Annotated in this window: 16 protein-coding genes; 10 read left to right on the top strand and 6 right to left on the bottom strand. The window is 70.4% G+C overall.

The window, feature by feature from the left end; translation table 11 throughout:
- Positions 1-13 precede the first annotated feature (13 nt).
- The gene (locus OC490_RS20230) at positions 14-649 is read right to left on the bottom strand and encodes an NAD(P)-dependent oxidoreductase (RefSeq protein WP_262059365.1); all 636 of its coding nucleotides are present in this window, start codon (positions 647-649) and stop codon (positions 14-16) included.
- Between the two features lie 103 nt (positions 650-752).
- Here OC490_RS20230 and OC490_RS20225 point away from each other — a divergent pair, with 103 nt between their 5' ends.
- A complete protein-coding gene (locus OC490_RS20225) occupies positions 753-1,199 on the top strand; it encodes a hypothetical protein (RefSeq protein WP_262059364.1) in 447 nt (148 codons plus the stop codon).
- A gap of 97 nt (positions 1,200-1,296) precedes the next feature.
- Here the strand turns inward: OC490_RS20225 and OC490_RS20220 are convergent, their stop codons facing one another.
- Positions 1,297-1,866: an SH3 domain-containing protein gene (locus tag OC490_RS20220; RefSeq protein ID WP_262059363.1), complete on the bottom strand. Its 570-nt coding sequence runs from the start codon at positions 1,864-1,866 to the stop codon at positions 1,297-1,299.
- Positions 1,867-2,054: 188 nt separating this feature from the next.
- Here OC490_RS20220 and OC490_RS20215 point away from each other — a divergent pair, with 188 nt between their 5' ends.
- The 3 genes from OC490_RS20215 to OC490_RS20205 all read left to right on the top strand — a co-directional run bounded on the left by OC490_RS20215 (position 2,055) and on the right by OC490_RS20205 (position 6,106).
- Complete coding sequence (locus OC490_RS20215; RefSeq protein WP_262059362.1) at positions 2,055-2,993, top strand: hypothetical protein; 939 nt, start codon at positions 2,055-2,057, stop codon at positions 2,991-2,993.
- Between the two features lie 126 nt (positions 2,994-3,119).
- Positions 3,120-4,118, top strand: coding sequence for an endonuclease/exonuclease/phosphatase family protein (locus tag OC490_RS20210; RefSeq protein WP_262059361.1), 999 nt, complete (start codon positions 3,120-3,122; stop codon positions 4,116-4,118).
- Between the two features lie 26 nt (positions 4,119-4,144).
- The gene (locus tag OC490_RS20205) at positions 4,145-6,106 is read left to right on the top strand and encodes an FUSC family protein (protein WP_262059360.1); all 1,962 of its coding nucleotides are present in this window, start codon (positions 4,145-4,147) and stop codon (positions 6,104-6,106) included.
- A 24-nt stretch (positions 6,107-6,130) separates the two neighbouring features.
- Here the strand turns inward: OC490_RS20205 and OC490_RS20200 are convergent, their stop codons facing one another.
- Positions 6,131-6,676: a hypothetical protein gene (locus tag OC490_RS20200; RefSeq protein ID WP_262059359.1), complete on the bottom strand. Its 546-nt coding sequence runs from the start codon at positions 6,674-6,676 to the stop codon at positions 6,131-6,133.
- Between the two features lie 214 nt (positions 6,677-6,890).
- On the opposite strand from OC490_RS20200, the gene OC490_RS20195 reads away from it, so the two are divergent.
- From OC490_RS20195 to OC490_RS20175, 5 genes are all read left to right on the top strand, one after another.
- The gene (locus OC490_RS20195) at positions 6,891-8,666 is read left to right on the top strand and encodes a VWA domain-containing protein (RefSeq protein ID WP_262059358.1); all 1,776 of its coding nucleotides are present in this window, start codon (positions 6,891-6,893) and stop codon (positions 8,664-8,666) included.
- Positions 8,667-8,810: 144 nt separating this feature from the next.
- Complete coding sequence (gene metG, locus OC490_RS20190) at positions 8,811-10,535, top strand: methionine--tRNA ligase (protein ID WP_262059357.1); 1,725 nt, start codon at positions 8,811-8,813, stop codon at positions 10,533-10,535.
- 30 nt (positions 10,536-10,565) lie between these two features.
- Positions 10,566-12,158, top strand: coding sequence for a methionine--tRNA ligase (gene metG / locus OC490_RS20185; protein ID WP_262059356.1), 1,593 nt, complete (start codon positions 10,566-10,568; stop codon positions 12,156-12,158).
- A 131-nt stretch (positions 12,159-12,289) separates the two neighbouring features.
- Positions 12,290-12,766 (top strand): hypothetical protein, encoded by a 477-nt coding sequence (locus tag OC490_RS20180; RefSeq protein WP_262059355.1) that lies wholly within the window; start codon positions 12,290-12,292, stop codon positions 12,764-12,766.
- Positions 12,767-12,860: 94 nt separating this feature from the next.
- Complete coding sequence (locus OC490_RS20175) at positions 12,861-14,297, top strand: FG-GAP-like repeat-containing protein (protein ID WP_262059354.1); 1,437 nt, start codon at positions 12,861-12,863, stop codon at positions 14,295-14,297.
- Between the two features lie 22 nt (positions 14,298-14,319).
- Here the strand turns inward: OC490_RS20175 and OC490_RS20170 are convergent, their stop codons facing one another.
- Positions 14,320-15,690, bottom strand: coding sequence for a polysaccharide lyase family 1 protein (locus OC490_RS20170; RefSeq protein ID WP_262059353.1), 1,371 nt, complete (start codon positions 15,688-15,690; stop codon positions 14,320-14,322).
- Positions 15,691-15,874: 184 nt separating this feature from the next.
- Between OC490_RS20170 and OC490_RS20165 the strand changes: the two genes are divergently transcribed.
- The gene (locus tag OC490_RS20165; protein ID WP_262059352.1) at positions 15,875-18,409 is read left to right on the top strand and encodes an FG-GAP-like repeat-containing protein; all 2,535 of its coding nucleotides are present in this window, start codon (positions 15,875-15,877) and stop codon (positions 18,407-18,409) included.
- Positions 18,410-18,439: 30 nt separating this feature from the next.
- Here the strand turns inward: OC490_RS20165 and OC490_RS20160 are convergent, their stop codons facing one another.
- Both OC490_RS20160 and OC490_RS20155 read right to left on the bottom strand, forming a co-directional pair.
- Positions 18,440-18,631, bottom strand: coding sequence for a DUF397 domain-containing protein (locus OC490_RS20160; RefSeq protein ID WP_262059351.1), 192 nt, complete (start codon positions 18,629-18,631; stop codon positions 18,440-18,442).
- A 3-nt stretch (positions 18,632-18,634) separates the two neighbouring features.
- A complete protein-coding gene (locus tag OC490_RS20155) occupies positions 18,635-19,486 on the bottom strand; it encodes a helix-turn-helix domain-containing protein (RefSeq protein WP_262059350.1) in 852 nt (283 codons plus the stop codon).
- Positions 19,487-19,683 lie beyond the last annotated feature (197 nt).

Below are 19,683 nucleotides of genomic sequence, written 5' to 3'. Positions count from 1 at the left end.
AGCGGTGCACGCATCAGTACGCGACCGACATCCGGGTGCGCGGGTGGGCGTGCTGTTCGAGTTCGTCGACGAAGGCGACCGCGTAGTCCTCGGCGCTGACGAAGCTGCGGCCCTGGTCGTCGGTCATGAACTCGTCGCCGCCGACACGGAAGCGGCCGGTGCGCTTGCCGGGGGCGATCTCGGCGGCGGGGGAGACGTAGGTCCAGTCGGGGTCGTCGAGGGTGCGGTAGTAGGCGAGCGCGTCGCGGTGGGCGCGGGCTTCGGGGAGGTAGGCCTCGGGGAAGCCGGGCTGGTCGCTGAGGGCCTGGCCGGGGGCGACCTCCAGGCCGCCGGCGCCGCCGACCACCAGGAGCCGCCCGACACCGGCCGCGCGGACGCCCGCGACGAGTCCCTCGTTGAGGGCGAGGAAGGGCCCGCGCGGGTCGCTCCCGTCCCTCGGCGGTACGCATGCGGAGGCGACGGCGTCGGCGCCGCGCGCGAGGTCCGCGACCTTCGCCGCGTCCGCCGCGTCGGCCGCCGTCGCGGTGACCCCGGGAACCGGTGACTGGCCGGAGCGGCTGACCGCCAGCACCTGGTGTCCACGCGCCGAGGCCTCGGTGGCGATCCGGCTGCCGACCATGCCGGTGGCGCCGAAGAGTACGAGCTTCATGCGCCCCAGCGAAACATGGGGCAACCGAGGCCGCACCCCGACTTGCCACCGCCTCCCCCGGGGTGTGCATTGGTAGACGGGGGCGAGAGAGAGGAGTGCTCTCATGGCTCATGCGGCACCCACGCCCGGCTCCGGCGGATTCACCGCCCCGAGCGGGCTGCCCGACATCTTCGACGCCCGCGTCCACCGCGTGGCGAAGATCGCGATCCCGGTCGTCCTGGGGCTCGTCTACGGCTACTGGGCGGCGGCCAACCGTCGCAGCGGCGGTCCCATCACCGGCTGGAACATCCTGTTCGGCTTCGTGACGGCGCTGGCGTTCATCGTGCTGTGCCTGGCGGTGGCCCGGTTCGCCCCGCTGCTCAAGCGCGAACTGCACTCGCTGGTGAAGTCCGGCTTCGCGGGCGCCGCGCTCGGCTTCCTCTACAGCCAGACCGGCGAGAGCGTGCTGCGGTCCGCGGCCATCGGGCTCGCCACCACCGCGGGCGTGTTCCTGGTGTTCTTCTACCGCTACTACACGCGCGAGGACGGAGAGGGCAACCGCATCCGCTGACCGGACGCATCGCACACGGTCGTGGGCCCCGGCACCAACTCGGTGCCGGGGCCCACGACTTGTCCGCTGCCTACGACTTCTACGACTCCTACGACTGTTACGGCGCCCAGTTCCAGATGCCGCCGCCGGTCGAGGACCCGGAGGCGCTCCAGCTCCACGAGCCCGAGACGCTCCACGACCCGGATGCCGAGGTGCTCCACGAGTTGGAGTTGTCGCTCCAGTTGGGGTCGTTGTTCCAGTTCGAGTTGTTGCCGTTGGAGTCGCTGCCGTCCTTCCAGCCCGGACACGGGTCCGAGCAGGACGGCACCCACTGGCCGCCGGTGTCGACGAACGAGGCGCTGGCCCAGCCCTGTGCGCCGGCAAGCCAGTACCAGTCGGAGTTCCCGTTGACGCTCTGTCCCCTGACCACGCACTGGACGCGGTCCTGGCTGCCCGGTGAGAGCGAGTCGACGACGGGGGAATGCGTGGTGGGTGACTGCCGCACGTTCAGATCCGTGCGGGAGACGATCGTGCCCCAGATCGGACTGCCGCCACCGCCACCACCGCCATGTCCTTCGGCGTACGTGGTCGGTGCTGCCGCCGCCGTGGTGCCCGCCGCCGCGACGGCGAGTGTGCCACCGGTGAGCAGGGCCGCGGCCAGAGTCCGCAGGGCCGGAGTGGTGCGCATGTTCGGCCTCCTTCTCCCCGGTTCCAGGAAACACCCGTTCGGGTCAACCCTCCACCCGAGAGCGGAACAGCCAGTTCCGCCAAGGGTTCCGAGGCCAGGGCACCCGTTCGGCTTGACATCGCACCCGAATGCAGGCAAATACGCGCACCCGGCTCGCGCCCCGCACGCCCCGCCCGTGTCCTGGGGAGGTGCCCCCACGACTCCGGAGCGCCCTGTCGGCCGTACTCGTCGCCCTCTCCTGCTTCCTGACGCCCTTCGGCGCGCTGGCGGCCTGGGCGGCGTACGGGCTGACCGACTCCGGCCGCTACGTCACGGCGATGGCACCGCTGGCCGCCGACCCGGCCGTACGGGACGTCGTCGCGGACACGGTCGGCGCGGGCATCATGCGCGGCATCCATGTGGACGGGATGCGCGGCACGGTGGGCGGCATGCGCGGCACGATGGCCCCCTTCGTGCACGACGCGGTGCGCTCCTTCACCAAGACCGAGGCCTTCCGGCTGGCCTGGGACGAGAGCAACCGGGCCACCCACGACGCCGTGCTGCACGCCCTGCGCGACGAGGAGGGCAGCGGCGCCGTCACCGTCGACCTCGCCCCGGTCGCCGCCCACGTCAAGCATCGACTCGCCCACGAGCACGTGCCGTTGGCGGACCGCATCCCCGTCCAGCACACCGAGGTCGCGGTCCTCCCGGCCGGTGAACTGGGCCCGCTCCGGGAGGAGTTCCACGTGCTCGAGGTCGCCGGCTTCTGGCTCCCCGTCACCGCCGCCGTCTTCGCGGTCACCGGCATCGCCGTCGCCGTGCGCCGCCGCCGCGCGATCACCGCGACCGCGCTCGGCACGGCCCTCGGCGGCGCACTGCTCGGCCTCGCCCTCGCCATCGGCCGCCAACTCACGGTCTCCGACCTCCCCGCCGAGGTCTCCCAGGCCGCGGGCGGCGCGATCTACGACGCCCTCACCTCGACCCTGCGCACGGTCGCCTGGCTGCTGCTCGGCCTCGGCCTCACGGTCGCCGCGACGGCCTGGCTCACCCGATACGCCCGCCCGGCACGGGAGTTCGTACGACGCCGGCGAGCGCCCGCGGCCACCGCGGCGGACCGGGCACAGCAGGCGACGCGGGCCCAGGCATGACCGATGGCTGCCCACGCGTGATTCCTGGAGGCGTTCCCCGGGATTCCTGATTCCCGGGGGAGTTCCCGGCACGCGTGGGATGATTCGGGCATCCGGCATCTGCGTCCACCGGCGGAAGGTCATCACGTGGGCACCGTGACCTCCGAGTGGACCGCCGCCGACTTCGTACCGGAACGCCACCGGGGCCGCCACTTCACGGTCTGGTGCGCGGGCCTGCTGTTCACCGCCGTGAGCGTGGCCGTCGGCTGCCGTACGGCCGACACCGACGCCGTGACCCCCGTCCCCCAACTCCTCGCCTTCTTCCCCTGGTTGCTGGCACCGACCGGCCTCGGACTCCTCCTCGCCCTGCTCGCCCGCTGGCGGCTCGGGCTGGTGTGGGGAGTGGCGCTGCTCGGACTGCTGGCATGGTTCATCGAGCCGTACGGGAAGAGCGGTGAGCCGGGCGGCCCCGCGATTGCCGAGTTCCGGGTGCTGACCTCCAACGTCGAGTTCGGGCAGGGGACCGGCTCCCTGGTCCCGGTGATCCGGCGGGAGCGGCCGGACGTGGTGTTCGTGGAGGAGTGCGAGTACACCTGCCAGGCCACCCTGCGGCGGGACTTCGGCACCCAACTCCCCTACCGGCAGGCCGTGGTGGCGGCCGGCTCACACGGCTCGGTGATCCTCAGCCGCTTCCCCCTCAAGGGCACGAAGGGCGTCACCGGCACGATGGGCATGCCCGGCGCGGTGGCCGACGTGGACGGCCATTCCGTTCGCCTCCAACTCGCCCACCCCATGCCCCCGTTGCCCGACCAGGTCGGCCTGTGGCGCCGCGAGCTGGGCAGGCTCCGCGCCTTCGCCGCCGCCGACCCCACCACCCCGACCGTCCTCGCCGGAGACTTCAACTCCTCCCAGGACCATGCCGCGTTCCGCCGCATCCTCGACACCGGCCTGCGCGACGCGGCCCGCCTCGCCGGACACCCCCGCACCCCGAGCTGGCCGGAACGTCTGCTGCCCACCTTCGGCACCCAGATCGACCACGTCCTCCTCTCCCCGGACTTCTCCGCGAACAGCGCCCGCTTCCTCGACCTCGCCGACACCGACCACCGCGCGCTGCTCGTCGACATCGCACTCCACCAGCACGAATAGCGCGGAGGGCTGCCCATAATGGGCGCATGTCCCGCGAGTTCCCCATCGGCCTCACACCCCCCGACTGGCTGGTGAGGAACCTCCAACCCCAGCAGGCCCCCCTCAACCGCCCGGCAATCGCCCGCGCCGCCGTCGCGATGGCCCTCCCCCTCGCCCTCGGCCTCGCCACCGGACACACCGCCTACGGCGCCCTCGCCTCCATGGGCGCCCTCTCCGGCGTGATCGGCGACACCGCCGACGCCTACCGCATGCGCATCCTCAACATCGCGATCCCCCAGCTCTTCGGCGCCGTCGGCGTCACGCTCGGCGCGGCGGTCTACGGCCACGGCTGGTACGCGGTCACCGCGCTGACCGCCATCGCGCTCGTCTCCGGGATGATCTCGACGATCGGCGCGGTGGCCTCCGTATCGGGGCTGCTCCTGCTCCTCAACTCGGTGATCGGCGCGGGCCTCCCGCTCCCCGGCGCGTGGTGGCTGGCCCCCGTCCTGATGTCCGGCGGCGGCCTCCTGGTCCTGCTCCTCGCGCTCCTCGCCTGGCCCCTGCGCTCCGGCGTCCCGGAACGGACGGCGGTCGCGAACACCTACCGCACCGTCGCCGACCTCCTCACCACCTGCGGCGACGACCCCGCGGCGGGCTACGACGCCGCCCGCCGGGCCGTCACCCAGTCCCTGAACCAGTCCTACGACCTCGTCCTCGCCCGGCGCGCCCGCCACCACGGCCGCAACCCCGAACTCACCCGCCTGCTGGCCCAGTTGAACGCGATCACGCCGGTCGTCGAGGCGGCCCCGGCGGTACATCAGTCGGGCCGCTCCCTTCCTCCGCAGATCCGCGACACGGTCCGCCATCTCGCGCAGGCCGTCGAGACGGGCTACACCGGTCCGATCGGGCTCGACCTCCCCGCCCCCACCAGCGAGACGACCCGTGCGGTCGACCACGCCCTGCGCCACGCGGCCGAGGTCGTGACCGCGCCCGACGTGGACCCTCGGGGGATCGACGACCGACTGGGCCGTCCGGCGGCCCTCCGCATCCGGGCGGCACGCGCGGCGCGCAACGTGCTGCTCTCCTCCGGCTCCTGGCGCTACGGCCTGCGCCTGGCCCTCTGCATCGGCCTCGCGCAGGTCCTGGTGTCCACCGTCCCGGTACCGCGCTCCTACTGGATCGCCCTGACGATCACCTTCGTGCTGAAGCCCGACTTCGGCTCGGTCTTCTCCCGGGCCCTGCTGCGCGCGCTCGGCACGGTGGCGGGACTGGTGATCGCGGCGGCGGTGCTGTCGGTGGTCCCGAGGGGCTGGTGGGACGTACTGGTCCTGCTCCTCCTGGCCCCGCTGATCCCGGCCCTCACCCCCCGGGGCTACGGCTACCAGACGATGGCGATCACCCCGGTGATCCTGCTCCTCTCGGACATCCTGAACCACCAGGGCACGGCACTGCTCCTGCCCCGCCTGGTCGACTCGCTGATCGGCTGCGGGATCGCGCTGGTCGCGGGCTATCTGCTCTGGCCGGAGAGCTGGCACACGCGGGTGGGGGACCGGTTGGCGGAGGCGGTGGCGGACACGGCACGCTATGTGGAGTCGGCGTTCGGAACTCCTGGCTCTGCCGGCGTGGAGGTCGATCCGGCCGCCCGGGCCCGGATGCGGCGCCGTCTCTACCGCGACCTGTCCGTCATCCGCACGGAGTTCCAACGCGCCCTCACCGAACCCCCGCCCACCGGCCGCCTCGCCGCCGGCTGGCTCCCCCTGGTCGTCGCCGTGGAGCGGATCGTCGACGCGACGACGGCGGCACGGGTGCGGGTGAAACACGGGGCACCGCCGCCGTCCTCCGCCGAGGTCGACCAAGTGGCGCTCCAGCTCCGGGAGTTGTCGGAGGGCGTACGCGAGTCGGAGGTGCTGGTGGAGGTCCGTACGGATCTGACGGGGCCCGCGGGCAGTGTGCTGGAGCCGCTGCGGCAGGAGGTCGCTGCGGCACGGGCTATCGCTTCACCGCACTGAGCGCTCCGCCGAGTTCGGGGTTGATCAGGTCAGGGAGAAGTCGGGATCCGGCAGGGAGAAGAAGGCCGAGATCGCCCGGACCATCCGTTCCTCGTCGTCGTGCAGGTCGATTTCCGCGTGCGGTCCGATCAGCCGCGCCGCGGTGAGGGCGGGTGCCAGCAGATCGGGGTGGCTCCCGACGCCGTAGGACGGGGTCTCGAAGTTGATCCCGCAGACGATGCGTCCGTCGCGGAAGTACTCGAAGTGGGGGCCGTGCGCCTTGGCTATGCAGGGTTCCGTGGTGAAGACGGCGAGTTCACCGCCGTCACGGCACAACTGCTGGTAGTCGGTACCGTCGTAGTCGCCGTCGTCCCAGCCGAACATGTCGTGCATGACCAGCCCCCATTCGCCTTCGCCTTCGTCCTCACCGCCCTTGGCGTACGCGAGCGGGATGCGCCGCACGGAGAGAAGCCCTCGCGTGAGCGCGTCCAACGACATCCCCCGGAAGAAGACGACATTGACCTCCTCGTGGATGGCGAGCGGGCCGTGTATCCAGTGCGTTCTGTACGTGCGGTGCGTCACGTGTGTCATGGAAGGAACGGTAGGGGGAGCCACTGACACTGCCCGCCGGTCGACGAACGGGCAGGTGAACGGGTGAGCGAAGTGGTGGCTGAAACAGGGGGTGTTGACAGAAGGCGTCCCACGCGCGTCGCCCCTGCCTAAGATCGCCGTCCGAGGCCGCTAACCTTACGTGTCCGTCCTGGCCAGGGATTGACGGCTTCAACTCACGCGAAGGGTTGCGCACATGGGCATTCTCACTCTCCTGCGGAATGCGTTCGGCAGGTCACGCAAGGAGCGTGCCGCGGAAGCAGAGAGCGCGGAACGCACTCCTTCGCAGGAACAGCAGACCCCCCGGGAACCGGACACCAAGGTCCCGTCCCCGTCCACAGAACCCGACCTCACCACCCCGGCCCCCACGCCAGTCGCCCAGGTCCCCGAACCCCGCCCGTCCTCCACCCTGGAGGACGACGAACACGAACTCGTGGCCCTGGCCTTCGACAACGTGACGGTCCCGAAGCCGACGACGTCGACGGAAGGGACGGAAGGGACGGAGGGTACGGCGACGAACTCGGCGGAGGCCGGGGTCGAGACCGGGGCCGAGACCGGCGCTGTTGTCGAGCCGCTCGCGGAGACCGCGCCTGCCGTCGAGGCGGAGCCGGTCGCAGAGCCGGTGGCTGAAGCGGCCGAGCCTACGGCTGAGGTGACGCCGGAGCCCGAGGCGGAGCCGGTCGAGGAGACCTCAGCGGAAGCCTCGCCCGAGCCGGTCGTCGAGCCGAAGACAGAGGAAGCCGAGCCTACGGCCGAGGAGACCTCCGAGGCGGAGCCGGTTGCCGAGCCCGAGGCAGAGGGGACCGAGGCTACGGCCCAGGAGACCTCCGAGGCGGAGCCGGTCGCGGAAGCCGCGCAGGAGCGCGAGGCGGAGCCCGTCGCGGAAACCGTGCCGGAGCCGGAAACCGAGCCCGTCGTGGGCACCGAGCCGGAAGCGGTAACGGAGACCGAGCCGGTCGTCGAGCCGGCGCCGGAAGAAGCCGAGCCTGCGGCTGAGGTAACGGCGGAGCCGGAAGCCGCGCCCGTCGTGGACACCACCCCCGAGCCCGAGCCCGTCGCGGAGGTCGTCGCCCCCGAGGCGGAGCCGGTCGCGGAAACTGAGGCGGAGGCGGAGCCGGAAGCCGCCCCCGCTGCCGAGCCGGTCGTCGAGGAGGTTGCGCCGGAGGCGGAGCCCCAGCCTGAGCCCGTCGCCGAGGCCACCCCCGAACCCGTCCCCGCGATCGCAGCCGCTGCCGCAGCCGCCGACGGCGAGTCCGCCCCGCAGGGGCCACCCGCAGTCGACGACGAATCCGTCACGGGTGGTGCGGGTGGGGAAACTATTGAAGCCGAGGGCGTAGCCGAGGCCGAGGGCGTTGGCAGCGACTCCGCCGCCGTCGCCCTCGCCAAGGCGACCCTCACCGGTACCCGGGCGAAGCTCTACCTCGTCCTGGACCGCTCCGCGAGCATGCGCCCGTACTACAAGGACGGTTCCGCCCAGGCCCTCGCCGACCAGACCCTCGCCCTCGCGACCCACCTGGACCCGGACCCCACCCCCACCGTCCACGTCGTCTTCTTCTCCACGGAGGTCGACGGCACCACCGACCTCACCTCCGCCTCCCCCGAGAACGCCATCGACGAGGCCCACGCCGGCCTCGGCCGCATGGGCCGTACCAGCTACCACGCCGCCGTAGAAGCCGTACTCGCGCACTACGACAAGAACGCCACCCCCGGCGCCCCCGCCCTCGTCGTCTTCCAGACGGACGGCGCCCCGGACGCGAAGACCCCGGCCACCCAGTCCCTCACGGACGCCGCGAAGTCCCACGCCTCGGTCTTCTTCTCGTTCGTCGCGTTCGGCGACCACGACAACAAGGCCTTCGACTACCTCCGCAAGCTGAAGACCGACAACACGGCCTTCTTCCACGCGGGCCCGACCCCCCTGGAGCTCACGGACGCCGAGCTCTACGACGGCGTACTGATCGACTGGCGCCCGTAACCACGGAGCAGTACCCGCAGGACCGCAGGACCACGTGCCGCCCGCTTCCACCCCGTAAAACGGGAGGCGGGCGGCACACCCATGTCGGCTACGATTTCAAGGTTCGCAACAACAGCAACACACCGACCTGGGAGCAGCCCCCCGATGGCTCGACACCTCATCACCAGCGCCCTTCCGTACATCAACGGGATCAAGCACCTGGGCAACATGGTGGGGTCCATGCTCCCGGCGGACGTCTACTCCCGTTACCTCCGCCAGCGCGGCCACGACGTGCTCTACATCTGCGCGACGGACGAACACGGCACCCCGGCCGAGCTGGCCGCGAAGGAGCAGGGCATCCCCGTAGCGGAGTTCTGCGCGCAGGCGCACGACGCGCAGAAGGCGGTCTACGACGGCTTCGCGCTGGCCTTCGACTACTTCGGCCGCAGCTCCTCCCCGCAGAACCGCGAGATCACCCAGCACTTCGCCCGCCGCCTGAACGAGAACGGCTTCATCGAAGAGCGCGCGATCCGCCAGGTGTACTCGCCCACGGACGGCCGTTTCCTCCCGGACCGCTATGTCGAGGGCACCTGCCCCCACTGCGGCTACGACAAGGCCCGCGGCGACCAGTGCGAGAACTGCACCCGGGTGCTCGACCCCACCGACCTGATCAACCCCCGCTCGGCGATCTCAGGCTCGACCGACCTGGAGGTGAGGGAGACCAAGCACCTCTTCCTCCTCCAGTCGAAGCTGCAGCACGAGGTCGAGGAATGGGTGGCCGCCCACGAGGAGGAGTGGCCGCAGCTCGCCTCCTCCATCGCCCGCAAGTGGCTCACCGAGGGCCTGCACGACCGCGCGATCACCCGCGACCTGGAGTGGGGCGTCCCCGTCCCGGCGGACACCTGGCCCGAGCTGGCGGCGGAGGGGAAGGTCTTCTACGTCTGGTTCGACGCCCCGATCGAGTACATCGGCGCGACGAAGGAGTGGTCGGACCTCGACCCGGAGAACCGCGACTGGAAGTCCTGGTGGTACGAGTCGGACGCGGGCGAAAACCCGGTCCGCTACACGGAGTTCATGGCGAAGGACAACGTCCCGTTCCACACGGTGATGTTCCCGGCCACCGAGCTCGGCATCCGCGAGCCGTGGAAGAAGGTCGACTACGTCAAGGCCTTCAACTGGCTGACGTACTACGGCGGCAAGTTCTCCACGTCCCAGAAGCGGGGCGTCTTCACCGACCAGGCCCTCAGCATCCTCCCGGCCGACTACTGGCGCTACTTCCTGATCGCCAACGCCCCCGAGTCCGACGACTCCTCCTTCACGTGGGAGCACTTCACCGCCACGGTGAACAAGGACCTGGCGGACACCCTCGGCAACTTCGTCAACCGCGTCCTGTCCTTCTCGAAGAAGCGCTTCGGCGACGAGGTCCCGGCGGGCGCGGCGGCGGGCGAACCGGAGACGAAGCTCGGCGAGCAGATCGCCGACCTGCTCGCCGAGTACGAGACCCAGATGGAGGCCCTCCAGTTCCGCAAGGCCGCGGCGGCGCTGCGCGCCCTGTGGTCGGCGGGCAACTCCTACCTGGAGGAGAAGGCCCCCTGGCTGGAGATCAAGACCGACCCGGAGGCCGCGGCCCTCACCCTGCGCACGGCGATGAACCTGATCCACCTCTACGCGGTGGTCTCGGAACCCTTCATCCCGTCCTCGTCGGCGGCGATGCGCCAGGCGTTCCAGCTCAAGGAGGACACCGCGACCTGGGTCTCCGCCGAAGAGGCGAGGTCGCTGTCCGCCGTCCCCGCCGGCACCCCCTTCACCGTCCCCCCGGTGCTCTTCGCGAAGCTCACGGAGGAGGACCTGGAGACGTACAAGGAGCGGTTCGGCGGCGACCAGGGATGACCCGATGACGTACTGGACGGGGGTGACCCGATGACGTACTACGTCACCACCCCCATCTACTACGTCAACGACGCCCCGCATCTCGGCCACGCCTACACCACCGTCGCCGCCGACGTCCTCGCCCGCTGGCACCGCCGGCGCGGGGAGGACGTCTGGTTCCTCACCGGCACGGACGAGCACGGCCAGAAGATCCTGCGCACGGCGGAGGCGAACGGTGTGTCCCCGCAGGAGTGGGCGGACCGTCTGGTCGAGGAGTCCTGGAAGCCGCTCTGGGACCATCTCGCCATCTCGAACGACGACTTCATCCGCACCACCGAACGCCGGCACACGGACCGCGTCCAGGAGTTCGTGCAGGACCTGCACGACAAGGGCGAGATCTACAAGGGCGGTTACGAGGGCCCGTACTGCGTGTACTGCGAGGAGTACAAGCTGCCGGGCGAGCTGATCGAGGCGGAGGACGGCAGCGGGACCCCGCTGTGCGCCATCCACCGCCGCCCGGTGGAACTCCTCAAGGAGGAGAACTACTTCTTCAAGCTGAGCGAGTACGGCGACCGGCTCCTCGCCCACTACGACGCCCACCCGGACTTCATCCAGCCCGCCTCCGCCCGCAACGAGGTCGTGAACTTCGTCCGCCAGGGCCTCCAGGACCTGTCGATCTCCCGCTCGACCTTCGACTGGGGCGTCAAGGTCCCCTGGGACCCCTCGCATGTGATCTACGTCTGGGTGGACGCGCTCCTCAACTACGCGACCGCCGTGGGCTACAACGAGAACCCGGCGAAGTTCGGGGCCACCTTCCCCGCCGACGTCCATCTGGTCGGCAAGGACATCCTCCGCTTCCACGCCGTGATCTGGCCGGCGATGCTCATGGCCAACGGCCTGCCGCTGCCGGGCCGGATCGCCGCCAACGGCTGGCTGCTGGTCGGCGGCGAGAAGATGTCCAAGTCGAACCTGACCGGCATCAGCCCGCAGTCCCTGACCGCGCACTTCGGCGTGGACGCCTACCGCTGGTACTTCCTGCGCGCAATCGCCTTCGGCCAGGACGGCTCCTTCTCCTGGGAGGACTTCACCGCCCGCTACACGAGCGAACTCGCCAACGGATACGGCAACTTGGCGTCCCGGGTGACCGCGATGACGGCCAGGTACTTCGACGGCGCGCTGCCCGCGCCGGGGGAGGAGACCGAGGCCGAACGCTCACTCAAGTCGGCTCTCCTGACGGCGACTTCGGAGGCGGACCGCCGTATCGGCGACCAACTCGACTTCCAGGGCGGCATCCTGGCCGTCTTCGACTTCGTCCGCCAGGTCAACGGCTATCTGACCGACCAGGAACCCTGGAAGGTCGCCAAGTCCGACTCCCCCGAGGCCCGCGACCGCCTGGTGACAATCCTCTACACGGCCGCGGACTCACTGCGCGCAATCGCGATCCTCCTCGAACCGGTCATGCCGGAGACATCGGAACGGCTGTGGGACTCCCTGGGCGCGGGAGCGACCCTCGGGAGCCTGGCCGACCAGCGGATCCGGGACGCCTCCACCTGGGGCGCGCTTCCGCCCGGCTCCCCGGTGACAAAGGGCGCGGTCCTCTTCCCGCGCCTTGAGGACCGTACGGAGGACTCCGTACAGCCTTGACGGTCCGCGGGCTGGTGCGGCGCGCCCCGTCGCGGTGCCACCATTGACCCCGGGTCAACTCAGCGAGGTCATGCGGGCTCGGTGACGGACCCCGACGTAGACGTGTTCGCGCCAACCCGTAAGGTGCCGCCATGGCAGTCCCCGAGGTCATCCCGATCGCCTACGACCCGAATCAGCGCAGCGGGGCCGTCGGCCGCTACGCGGACGGTCAGTTCCTGGCGTCGGTCACCTACGCGTTCCCCCAGGGTTTCCGTCCCACCGACGGCTGGGAAGAGCAGAAACGTCTCTACACGGTGCTCCACACCTTCGACGCCGCGGGCCGGTACCGCGACTCGGAGATCTGGTGCGCCGGCACCTGGGCCGAGCAGCAGCGCGCGCCGCACGGCGACGGTTCGGTCCTCTCCCAGGCCCGCATCCACCTGGCGAAACTGCTCCGCGCCCTCCCCCGCCGCAGCTACACCGACATCGCGGTCCGGCCCTTCCAACGCACCGTGGACGGCGTCCTGTTCGGCCTGCTGGTCGAGGAGGACGAGGACGGCAGCTGGGCCGAGCTGTACCCGGACCGGCACGCTTTCGGGCCGCCGTGGGACGGTACGTACGACAGCTGAGTCCCCACCCCCAACTCCCTTACAGCCAGGGGCTTTACACTGCACGCCTGGTGTCGGCGCACAGGGGGTGCGCCTGGGGTGGGAGGGGACTCGCATGAGCAACTCGACGGCGTCCGGCAGAAGATGGAGAGCTGCGGCAGTCGTCGCCGCAGCCCTGGTCGGCGGGACACTGCTGCCCGCCGCGCCCGCACTCGCCGTGCACGGAGCGGTCCCCGGCGACTTCAACGGCGACGGCTACCGCGACGCGGTCCTGCCCGCACCCGGCGCGAATGTGGCGGGCAAGGAGGCGGCGGGAGCCGTCGTCGTCCTGTACGGCTCGAAGTCGGGCCTCTCGGCCACCCACCGCAAGACGATCACCCAGAACACCGCCGGAGTACCGGGCACGGCGGAGGCGAACGACGCGTTCGGTGCCGCCACCGCGACCGCCGACCTGAACCGGGACGGCTACGCGGACCTCGTGGTCTCCGCGCCGTACGAGGACACGGCCCGCGGCAAGGACGCGGGCCTGGTCACCGTGTTGTGGGGCAGCAAGAACGGGCTGACGACGGCCACCGACCTGCCGGCGCCGTCGGACATTCGGGAGCAGTACGGCATCGATCTGGCCGCGCTGAGCATCGGTGCGGGCAGCAAGACACAGGTCGCGGTCGCCGGATCTGAGGGCACCCAGGTCTTCAAGGGACCGTTCAGCCGCACCGGCACCTACGGTTCGACCGCGCCCGAACAGAACACCGCCTCCCCGGCGAGCGTCGCGCTCGGCGACTTCGACGGCAACGCCGTGCTCGACCTGGCCGTCACCACCGTGGGTCTCAGCGACCTGAGCGGTGGCGAGGTCTACGTCGACCCGGCCACCACCCTCATGCAGCCGAAGCAGGGCAACGGGTTCATCGCCGCTTCGGGAGACGTCAACGGCGACGGGTACGCCGACCTCGTGGTCGGCGACCCTCTCGACCCCTATGTCGCCGGTGTGGACGGCGCGTTGGGCGGACGCGTCCTGGTCTACTACGGCACGGCGAGGGGTATCGCGCAGAACGCCGAACCCGTGCAGCTCACCCAGGACACCGCCGGAGTGCCCGGCGCGAGCGAGAAGAACGACGAGTTCGGCGGCGCCGTGACCGTGGCGGACCTCAACCGGGACGGACTCGCCGACATCGTCGTCGGCGCCCCGTCCGAAGGCGTCGCCGGCAAGAGCCGAGCCGGTTCGGTGACCGTGATCCCGGGCCGACGCACGGGCGCGCTCGGCACCGGCTCCTATTCCTTCACCCAGGACACCGCGGGCGTCCCCGGCGCCTCCGAGACCGACGACTTCTTCGGTACGACGGTCTCGGTCGGGGACGTCAACAAGGACGGCAAGCCCGAGCTGTTCGTGAGCGCGGCCTACGAGAACAACGCCACCGGCGCCGTCTGGGTCTTCCCCGGTGGCACCTCCCGCCCGACGGCCACGGGCAGCAAGCTGTTCACCGCGCCTGCGGTCGGCCTCACCCAGCAGAGCGGCACGGCCCTGGGCGGGAACGGGCTGCTCTCGCTGATCTGAGGCAACTGCCGCTCTCCGCAGGCTACTTGAGCACCCCTGCCCCGGTCGTGGTGGCGAGCTCCGTCGGCAGGTTCTTGGCGGAGCTCTCCAGGCCGGCCGTGAGGGTGGGCGTCCAGTTCACGGTGGTCTTCAGCTTCTTGGAGTTGGCGGCGTTGTAGGCGGCGACGAGGTTGGTGGCGGTGCCGTTGACGAGGTTGCCGCCACCGGCGATGGACCCGGTGCCGTCCCCGCTGAACAGCTTGCCGACCTTCTGACTCGCGGGAATCTTCCAGTAGTTGTCCTCGGCGACGACCTGCGCCTTGGCACGCGAGTTGACGCTGTACTGGAGGACGTACCCGTTGAGGTTCGTGGTGTCGTAGTAGTTGTTGTAGATGTGGATCTGCCCGATCCGGGCCAGCGGCGCGCGCTGCACGATGCCCTTCCACACGTTGTGGTGGATGGAGACGCGCAGCTTGCCGACGCTGTCGGTGTCGCTGCTGCCGATGAGCATCGTCTTGTCGTGGTTGGTGAACTGGTTGCGCTCGACGGTCACCAGGTCCGAGCCCTTGGTGATGTCGAGGTCGCCGTCGTGGATCTGGTACTGGCGCCCGTAGTACGTCGGGTCGGAGGTGTCGAGGCCGGGCGCGTCGGTGAACGTGTTGTGGTCGGCCCAGACATGCGTGGCCCCCCGCAGCGTCACGGCGTCGTACTGCGAGTTCCAGTTACCGCTGTCCCCGTCCGTCGGGTCCCACTGCGGGAAGCAGTCCTGGGTGGCGGCGAAGGTCAGGTTCCGCACGATGACGTTGTCCACGCCCTGTATCTGCAGCATGCCGCCGGTGATCCCGGCCTTGGTGCCGGGCACGCCGACGACGCTCGTATTGGCGGGCACCCGGAAGATGACGTTCTTCCCCTGCTTGACCTGCGCTGCCGCCCGCGCCTTCTCCTGCGTACCGGAGGGCAGCTTGGAGGTGCCGTAGGTGGAGGGGGCGAAGGCCTTGAGGTAGGCGGACAGCGAATACCCGGTCCCGGCCGAGTAGTCGGCGCAGGTCAGCTTCTTGCCGGAGTTGTCGGTGTTCGCGTCGATCGTGCCCTTGATCTTGACGATCCGGGGCGTGGTGTCACTGGCCGACCCGAGCGCCTTCACGAGCTGCGCGCGGGTGCTCACCGTGAAGGTGTGCGCGGCATCGGCCTTCGCACCCCCGGTCGTCCCGGCCCCGGACGAGGCCCAGCCGTCCTTGGCGGCGAGGGTCTGGTGGTACAGGTCGACGGCCGCGGTGGTGCCGGCGGCGTTCGCGTTGAGCACGAGAAAGCCCGCGCCGATGCCCGCGGCGGCTGCGGCAGCGGTGACGACGATGGTGCGGCGCTTGCGGAGGGAGCGGCGGTGGGAAGGGGCGGGTGAAGCGGTGGCGGCCACGGGGGAGTCCTTCGGTGCGGTGAGGGGGTTACGACTCCTCAGTGGCCGTGGGGATCAAGAAGGTTGCCGTGAGCCGCCGACTTTCTTGAGCCGAGCCCCACCCCGCTTCCGCCGGTAAAAGCGCTGGTAAAGTCCGCACACTTGTGCGGAGAGGGTGTACCTCTCCGCGGGGAGGGATGAACACGTGGGCAGATACGCCCTTTCGCGGCGCCGGACGGCGCTCGCGATCTCCTCGGTGACGCTCGCCCTGACGGGCGGCACCCTGCTGCCGGTGCTGGCCGCCGGATCCGCGGCAGCCGCTCCGGTCGCCCCCTGGGCTGCGACCGCCGCCCCGATCACCGGCACCGACGTCGACGCCTCGGTACTGGATGTCGTCACCGCGTCCGACGGCTCCGCCGTGGCCGTGTGGAACCAGTTCGCGAGCACCAGCAGCAACGAACGGAAGCTGTACGGCGCCGTACGACCGGCCGGCAGTGACACGTGGGGCACACCCGCACTGCTCGCGACGACCCCGACCGAGCCCGGCAGCGTCAAGCTGCACGCCTCCGCCGACGGCACGGTGACCGCGTTGTGGGTGGAGTTCCCGGACGAAACCGCCCCGGAAGAGGGGGAGTACGACATCCGCCTGGTCAGTTCCGTGCTGGCGGCCGACCACTCCACCTGGTCCGCGCCCGCCGAACTCGTCGGCGCCGACTCGGCCTGGTACGACGGCGGCATCGACCTCGCCGAGGCGCCCGACGGCACGCTCACCGCGGCCTGGGCCACCAGGGCCGCCAGCGCGTCGAAGGCCGAGGTCCACGCCGCCACCCGCGGCGCGGACGGCATCTGGTCGACCCCTGTGCAGCTCAGCTCCACGGACACGGACGGCGCCGACGCGGCCTACGCGCCGAGCGTCGTCGTCACCCCCGACGGAACGACCGTCGTCGTGTACAAGCAGACCGTGGGCGAGTCCGCCTCGGTCCGTACGGTGTCCAGGGCACCCGGCGCCACCGAGTGGACCGCACCGAGCGCGGCGACCGGCTCCTACCAGTCCATCAGCAACCCCGAGGCCACGGCAGCCGCCGACGGGTCCGTGACGATCGCCTACGAGGCCACCGTCACGGACGAATCCGAGTCCATCCGCACGGCCACCCGCTCCACGGCCGACGGCACCTGGTCCGCGCCGGAGTCCGTGACGGCCACGGACGACCTCGCCGACACCCCGGAGCCGCTGATCGCGCCCGACGGCGACGTGACCCTCGTCTGGGTCGACTACACGAGCACCTTCAGCACTCGCACCGCCACGCGCGACGCGGCCACCGGCGCCTGGTCGGCCGTACGGACGCTGTCGACGTCGTACGTCCCCGAGCAGTACGACACGACCGTCACCGCCGACGGCACGGTGCACGCCCTGTGGACCCAGACGGGCGGCGGCGGACGCGTGCTGATGGAGTCGGTGCGCAGCGACGGCACCTGGACCACCGCCACCCAACTGCCCGGATCGGCCAACGCGTACGTCCGCGGTCGGATCAGCGTCGGCGACAACGGCACCGCGACCGCCGTCTGGACGGGCAACAAGACCGGCACCAGCGTCGGCGTGCTGTACGGCTCCCGGACCGCCTGGCCCACCCTCGCCGTCACCGCCTCCACCGTCCCGGCGACCGCCGCGCTCAAGGGCACCACCGCGTCCAGCAGCGCCTGGGCGCCGGTCTGGCAGCTCAGCAGGCCCACGTCGTCCTTCACGGTGACCGTCACCGACCGGGCCGGCAAGACGGTCCGTACGCTGACCGGCACGCCCGACGGCCTCAAAGCCGCGCTGACCTGGAACGGCCGTACGACATCCGGGAGTTACGCCTCCAACGGCCCCCTGACCTGGACCCTGCGCGCCACCCAGGCGGGCGCGGCCACGGCCGTCAAGCTGGCCTCGGGCACGGTCACGGTCACCGGCGGAGCGGCGGTCGCCCACGACTTCGGCGGCACGTCGACCACTCCGGACGGCACCGGCGACCTCCTCACGCTCAGCTCCTCGGGCGCGCTGACGTATCAACTGGGCACGGGCAAGGGCACGTTCTCCGGCAAGATCAGCGGCACCGGTTGGCCGACGACCGTGAAGGCGGTCCCCTTCGGTGACCTGAACGGCGACCGCTGCAACGACGTCCTGGTCCGGCTGAGCAGCGGCGCGCTGCGCCTGTACAAGCCGGGCTGCGGTGCGGCGCTGAAGCCGTCGACGGCGTACACGACACTCGCCACGAGCGGCTGGAACCAGTACGACGTGCTGACGTCCCCGGGTGACATCAGCGGCGACGGCCGCCCGGACCTGCTCGCGCGCAACACGGCGACCGGGGACGTCTACCTCTACAAGGGCACGAGCGCGGGCAAGCTGTCGGCGCGCGTGAAGCTGTACACCAACTGGAAGACGTACAAGAAGGTCGTCGGCGTCGGCGACCTCAACGGCGATGGCATCGGCGACCTGCTGGCACAGGACAAGTCCAACAACCTCTACCGCTACTACGGCACCGGCCACGGCACGTTCGGAGCGCGGGCGAAGCTGTTCACCGCGTGGGGCGCCTCGTACAACGTGATCGTCGGGACCGGCGACATCACCGGCGACGGCAAGGCCGACCTCGTGTCCCGCGACACCAGCGGCACCCTGTACCGCAACAGCGGTGACGGCAAGGGGTCGTTCGGGGCACGCGTGAAGATCGCGACCGGGTGGGGCGGCTACAAGCCGCTGTCGTAGGACAGTGCAGTGCCGGTGAGCGCCCGGGGTTCAGCGATCCCGAGCGCTCACCGACCGTCCGACACCGTGGAGGAGGGCGGCGAGGGTGGCGGGGGTGAGGGAGAGTATTCGGGTGGGGTCGTCGCTCTCGCGGAGGAGCAACGAGGCGTCACCACAGGCGAGTTCCACACACGAGTTTCCGTCAGCGCCGCCGGAGAACGACGACTTCTGCCACTCGATCACGGCTCACAACTCCTTCAGCAGGCGGTGGACGAACTCCGTGGACCGAACCGGGTCCAGGGAAGCCGCCTCCACCCTACGGAAGAGCGTTCGCATCGAGGCAAGCTGGGCAGCGGCATCAACAAAGGCCGAGCCATACGGCATGTCCCTGTGGACGGTGTCCAACGACGAGACAGGGCCACCTGCGTAGATCAGTGCCGTGCTCGCTCCTCCGAAGCCGTCCACATCAAACGGAATCACGCGGACCGTTACATTGGGGCGCTCCGCCAGATGCAGGATTTCGTCGAGCTGAGCCCGAGCCACACGGCGGTCAGCTACCCGCGTGCGCAACACGGACTCGTGAAGAACCGCCGTGTAAGTGACCGCACCATCTCGTGTGAGCACCACCCTGCGACGCCCACGATGCTCCACCCTTGGTTCGAGCTCGCTCTCGGGAAGCTCCTGCTGCCAATAGGCGAACACGGCTCGTGCGTAGTCCTCGGTCTGAAGCACTCCGGGAACGTGCGCGGTGGCGATCTCCTGGATGAACGTGGCGTGGTGCTCCAGCTCCGCCAGGTCCAGAAAGGCGGGCGGCAGTACACCCCGGTACGACTCCCACCATCCCCGCGTACGGTCCATCGCCATCACCACGAGAGCCTCGATCAACTCTGCGTCGGTACAAGCGTAGTGAGCGGCAAGCCTGCGTACCCGCTCGCCGGTGATACCCGCGTTGCCTGCTTCGAACTGACTCATCTGGGCTGGGGCCACGCTCAGCAGTCCCGCCGCCTCGCGCGATGACAGGCCTGCGGTCTCCCGTAGTTTCCGCAGCTCAGCACCGAGGCGCAGCTGGCGAGCGGTCGGCTGAATCCTCGCGGGCATGCGGCTCCAAGTCTCCAACTGCGCAGTCCTCGATCGGGGTTGAACGTCCCCGATTGGGTGTCAGATTACTGGAACGACTTGCGGGCGCCAAATATTTAGCCCTACCTTCAGCGATGCGACGCACACCCTGCGGAACACCGGGACCCCGGAAGCGCACCGCCCCGCCCTGCCATGACGGCCGCGACAAGCCACCGCCC

Origin of the sequence: Streptomyces sp. STR69, assembly GCF_024519455.1 — a bacterium.
Lineage (GTDB): Bacteria > Actinomycetota > Actinomycetes > Streptomycetales > Streptomycetaceae > Streptomyces.
Note: the sequence above shows the minus strand (reverse complement) of the source record. Positions and strands in the feature narration are given on the sequence as shown.

Coding starts and splice junctions, on each gene's coding strand:
- metG (WP_262059357.1), top strand. CDS start 8,811: ATGGCTCGACACCTCATCACCAGCGCCCTTCCGTACATCAACGGGATC.
- OC490_RS20180 (WP_262059355.1), top strand. CDS start 12,290: ATGGCAGTCCCCGAGGTCATCCCGATCGCCTACGACCCGAATCAGCGC.
- OC490_RS20195 (WP_262059358.1), top strand. CDS start 6,891: ATGGGCATTCTCACTCTCCTGCGGAATGCGTTCGGCAGGTCACGCAAG.
- OC490_RS20230 (WP_262059365.1), bottom strand. CDS start 649: ATGAAGCTCGTACTCTTCGGCGCCACCGGCATGGTCGGCAGCCGGATC.
- OC490_RS20225 (WP_262059364.1), top strand. CDS start 753: ATGGCTCATGCGGCACCCACGCCCGGCTCCGGCGGATTCACCGCCCCG.
- OC490_RS20175 (WP_262059354.1), top strand. CDS start 12,861: ATGAGCAACTCGACGGCGTCCGGCAGAAGATGGAGAGCTGCGGCAGTC.
- OC490_RS20200 (WP_262059359.1), bottom strand. CDS start 6,676: ATGACACACGTGACGCACCGCACGTACAGAACGCACTGGATACACGGC.
- metG (WP_262059356.1), top strand. CDS start 10,566: ATGACGTACTACGTCACCACCCCCATCTACTACGTCAACGACGCCCCG.
- OC490_RS20205 (WP_262059360.1), top strand. CDS start 4,145: ATGTCCCGCGAGTTCCCCATCGGCCTCACACCCCCCGACTGGCTGGTG.
- OC490_RS20220 (WP_262059363.1), bottom strand. CDS start 1,866: ATGCGCACCACTCCGGCCCTGCGGACTCTGGCCGCGGCCCTGCTCACC.
- OC490_RS20155 (WP_262059350.1), bottom strand. CDS start 19,486: ATGCCCGCGAGGATTCAGCCGACCGCTCGCCAGCTGCGCCTCGGTGCT.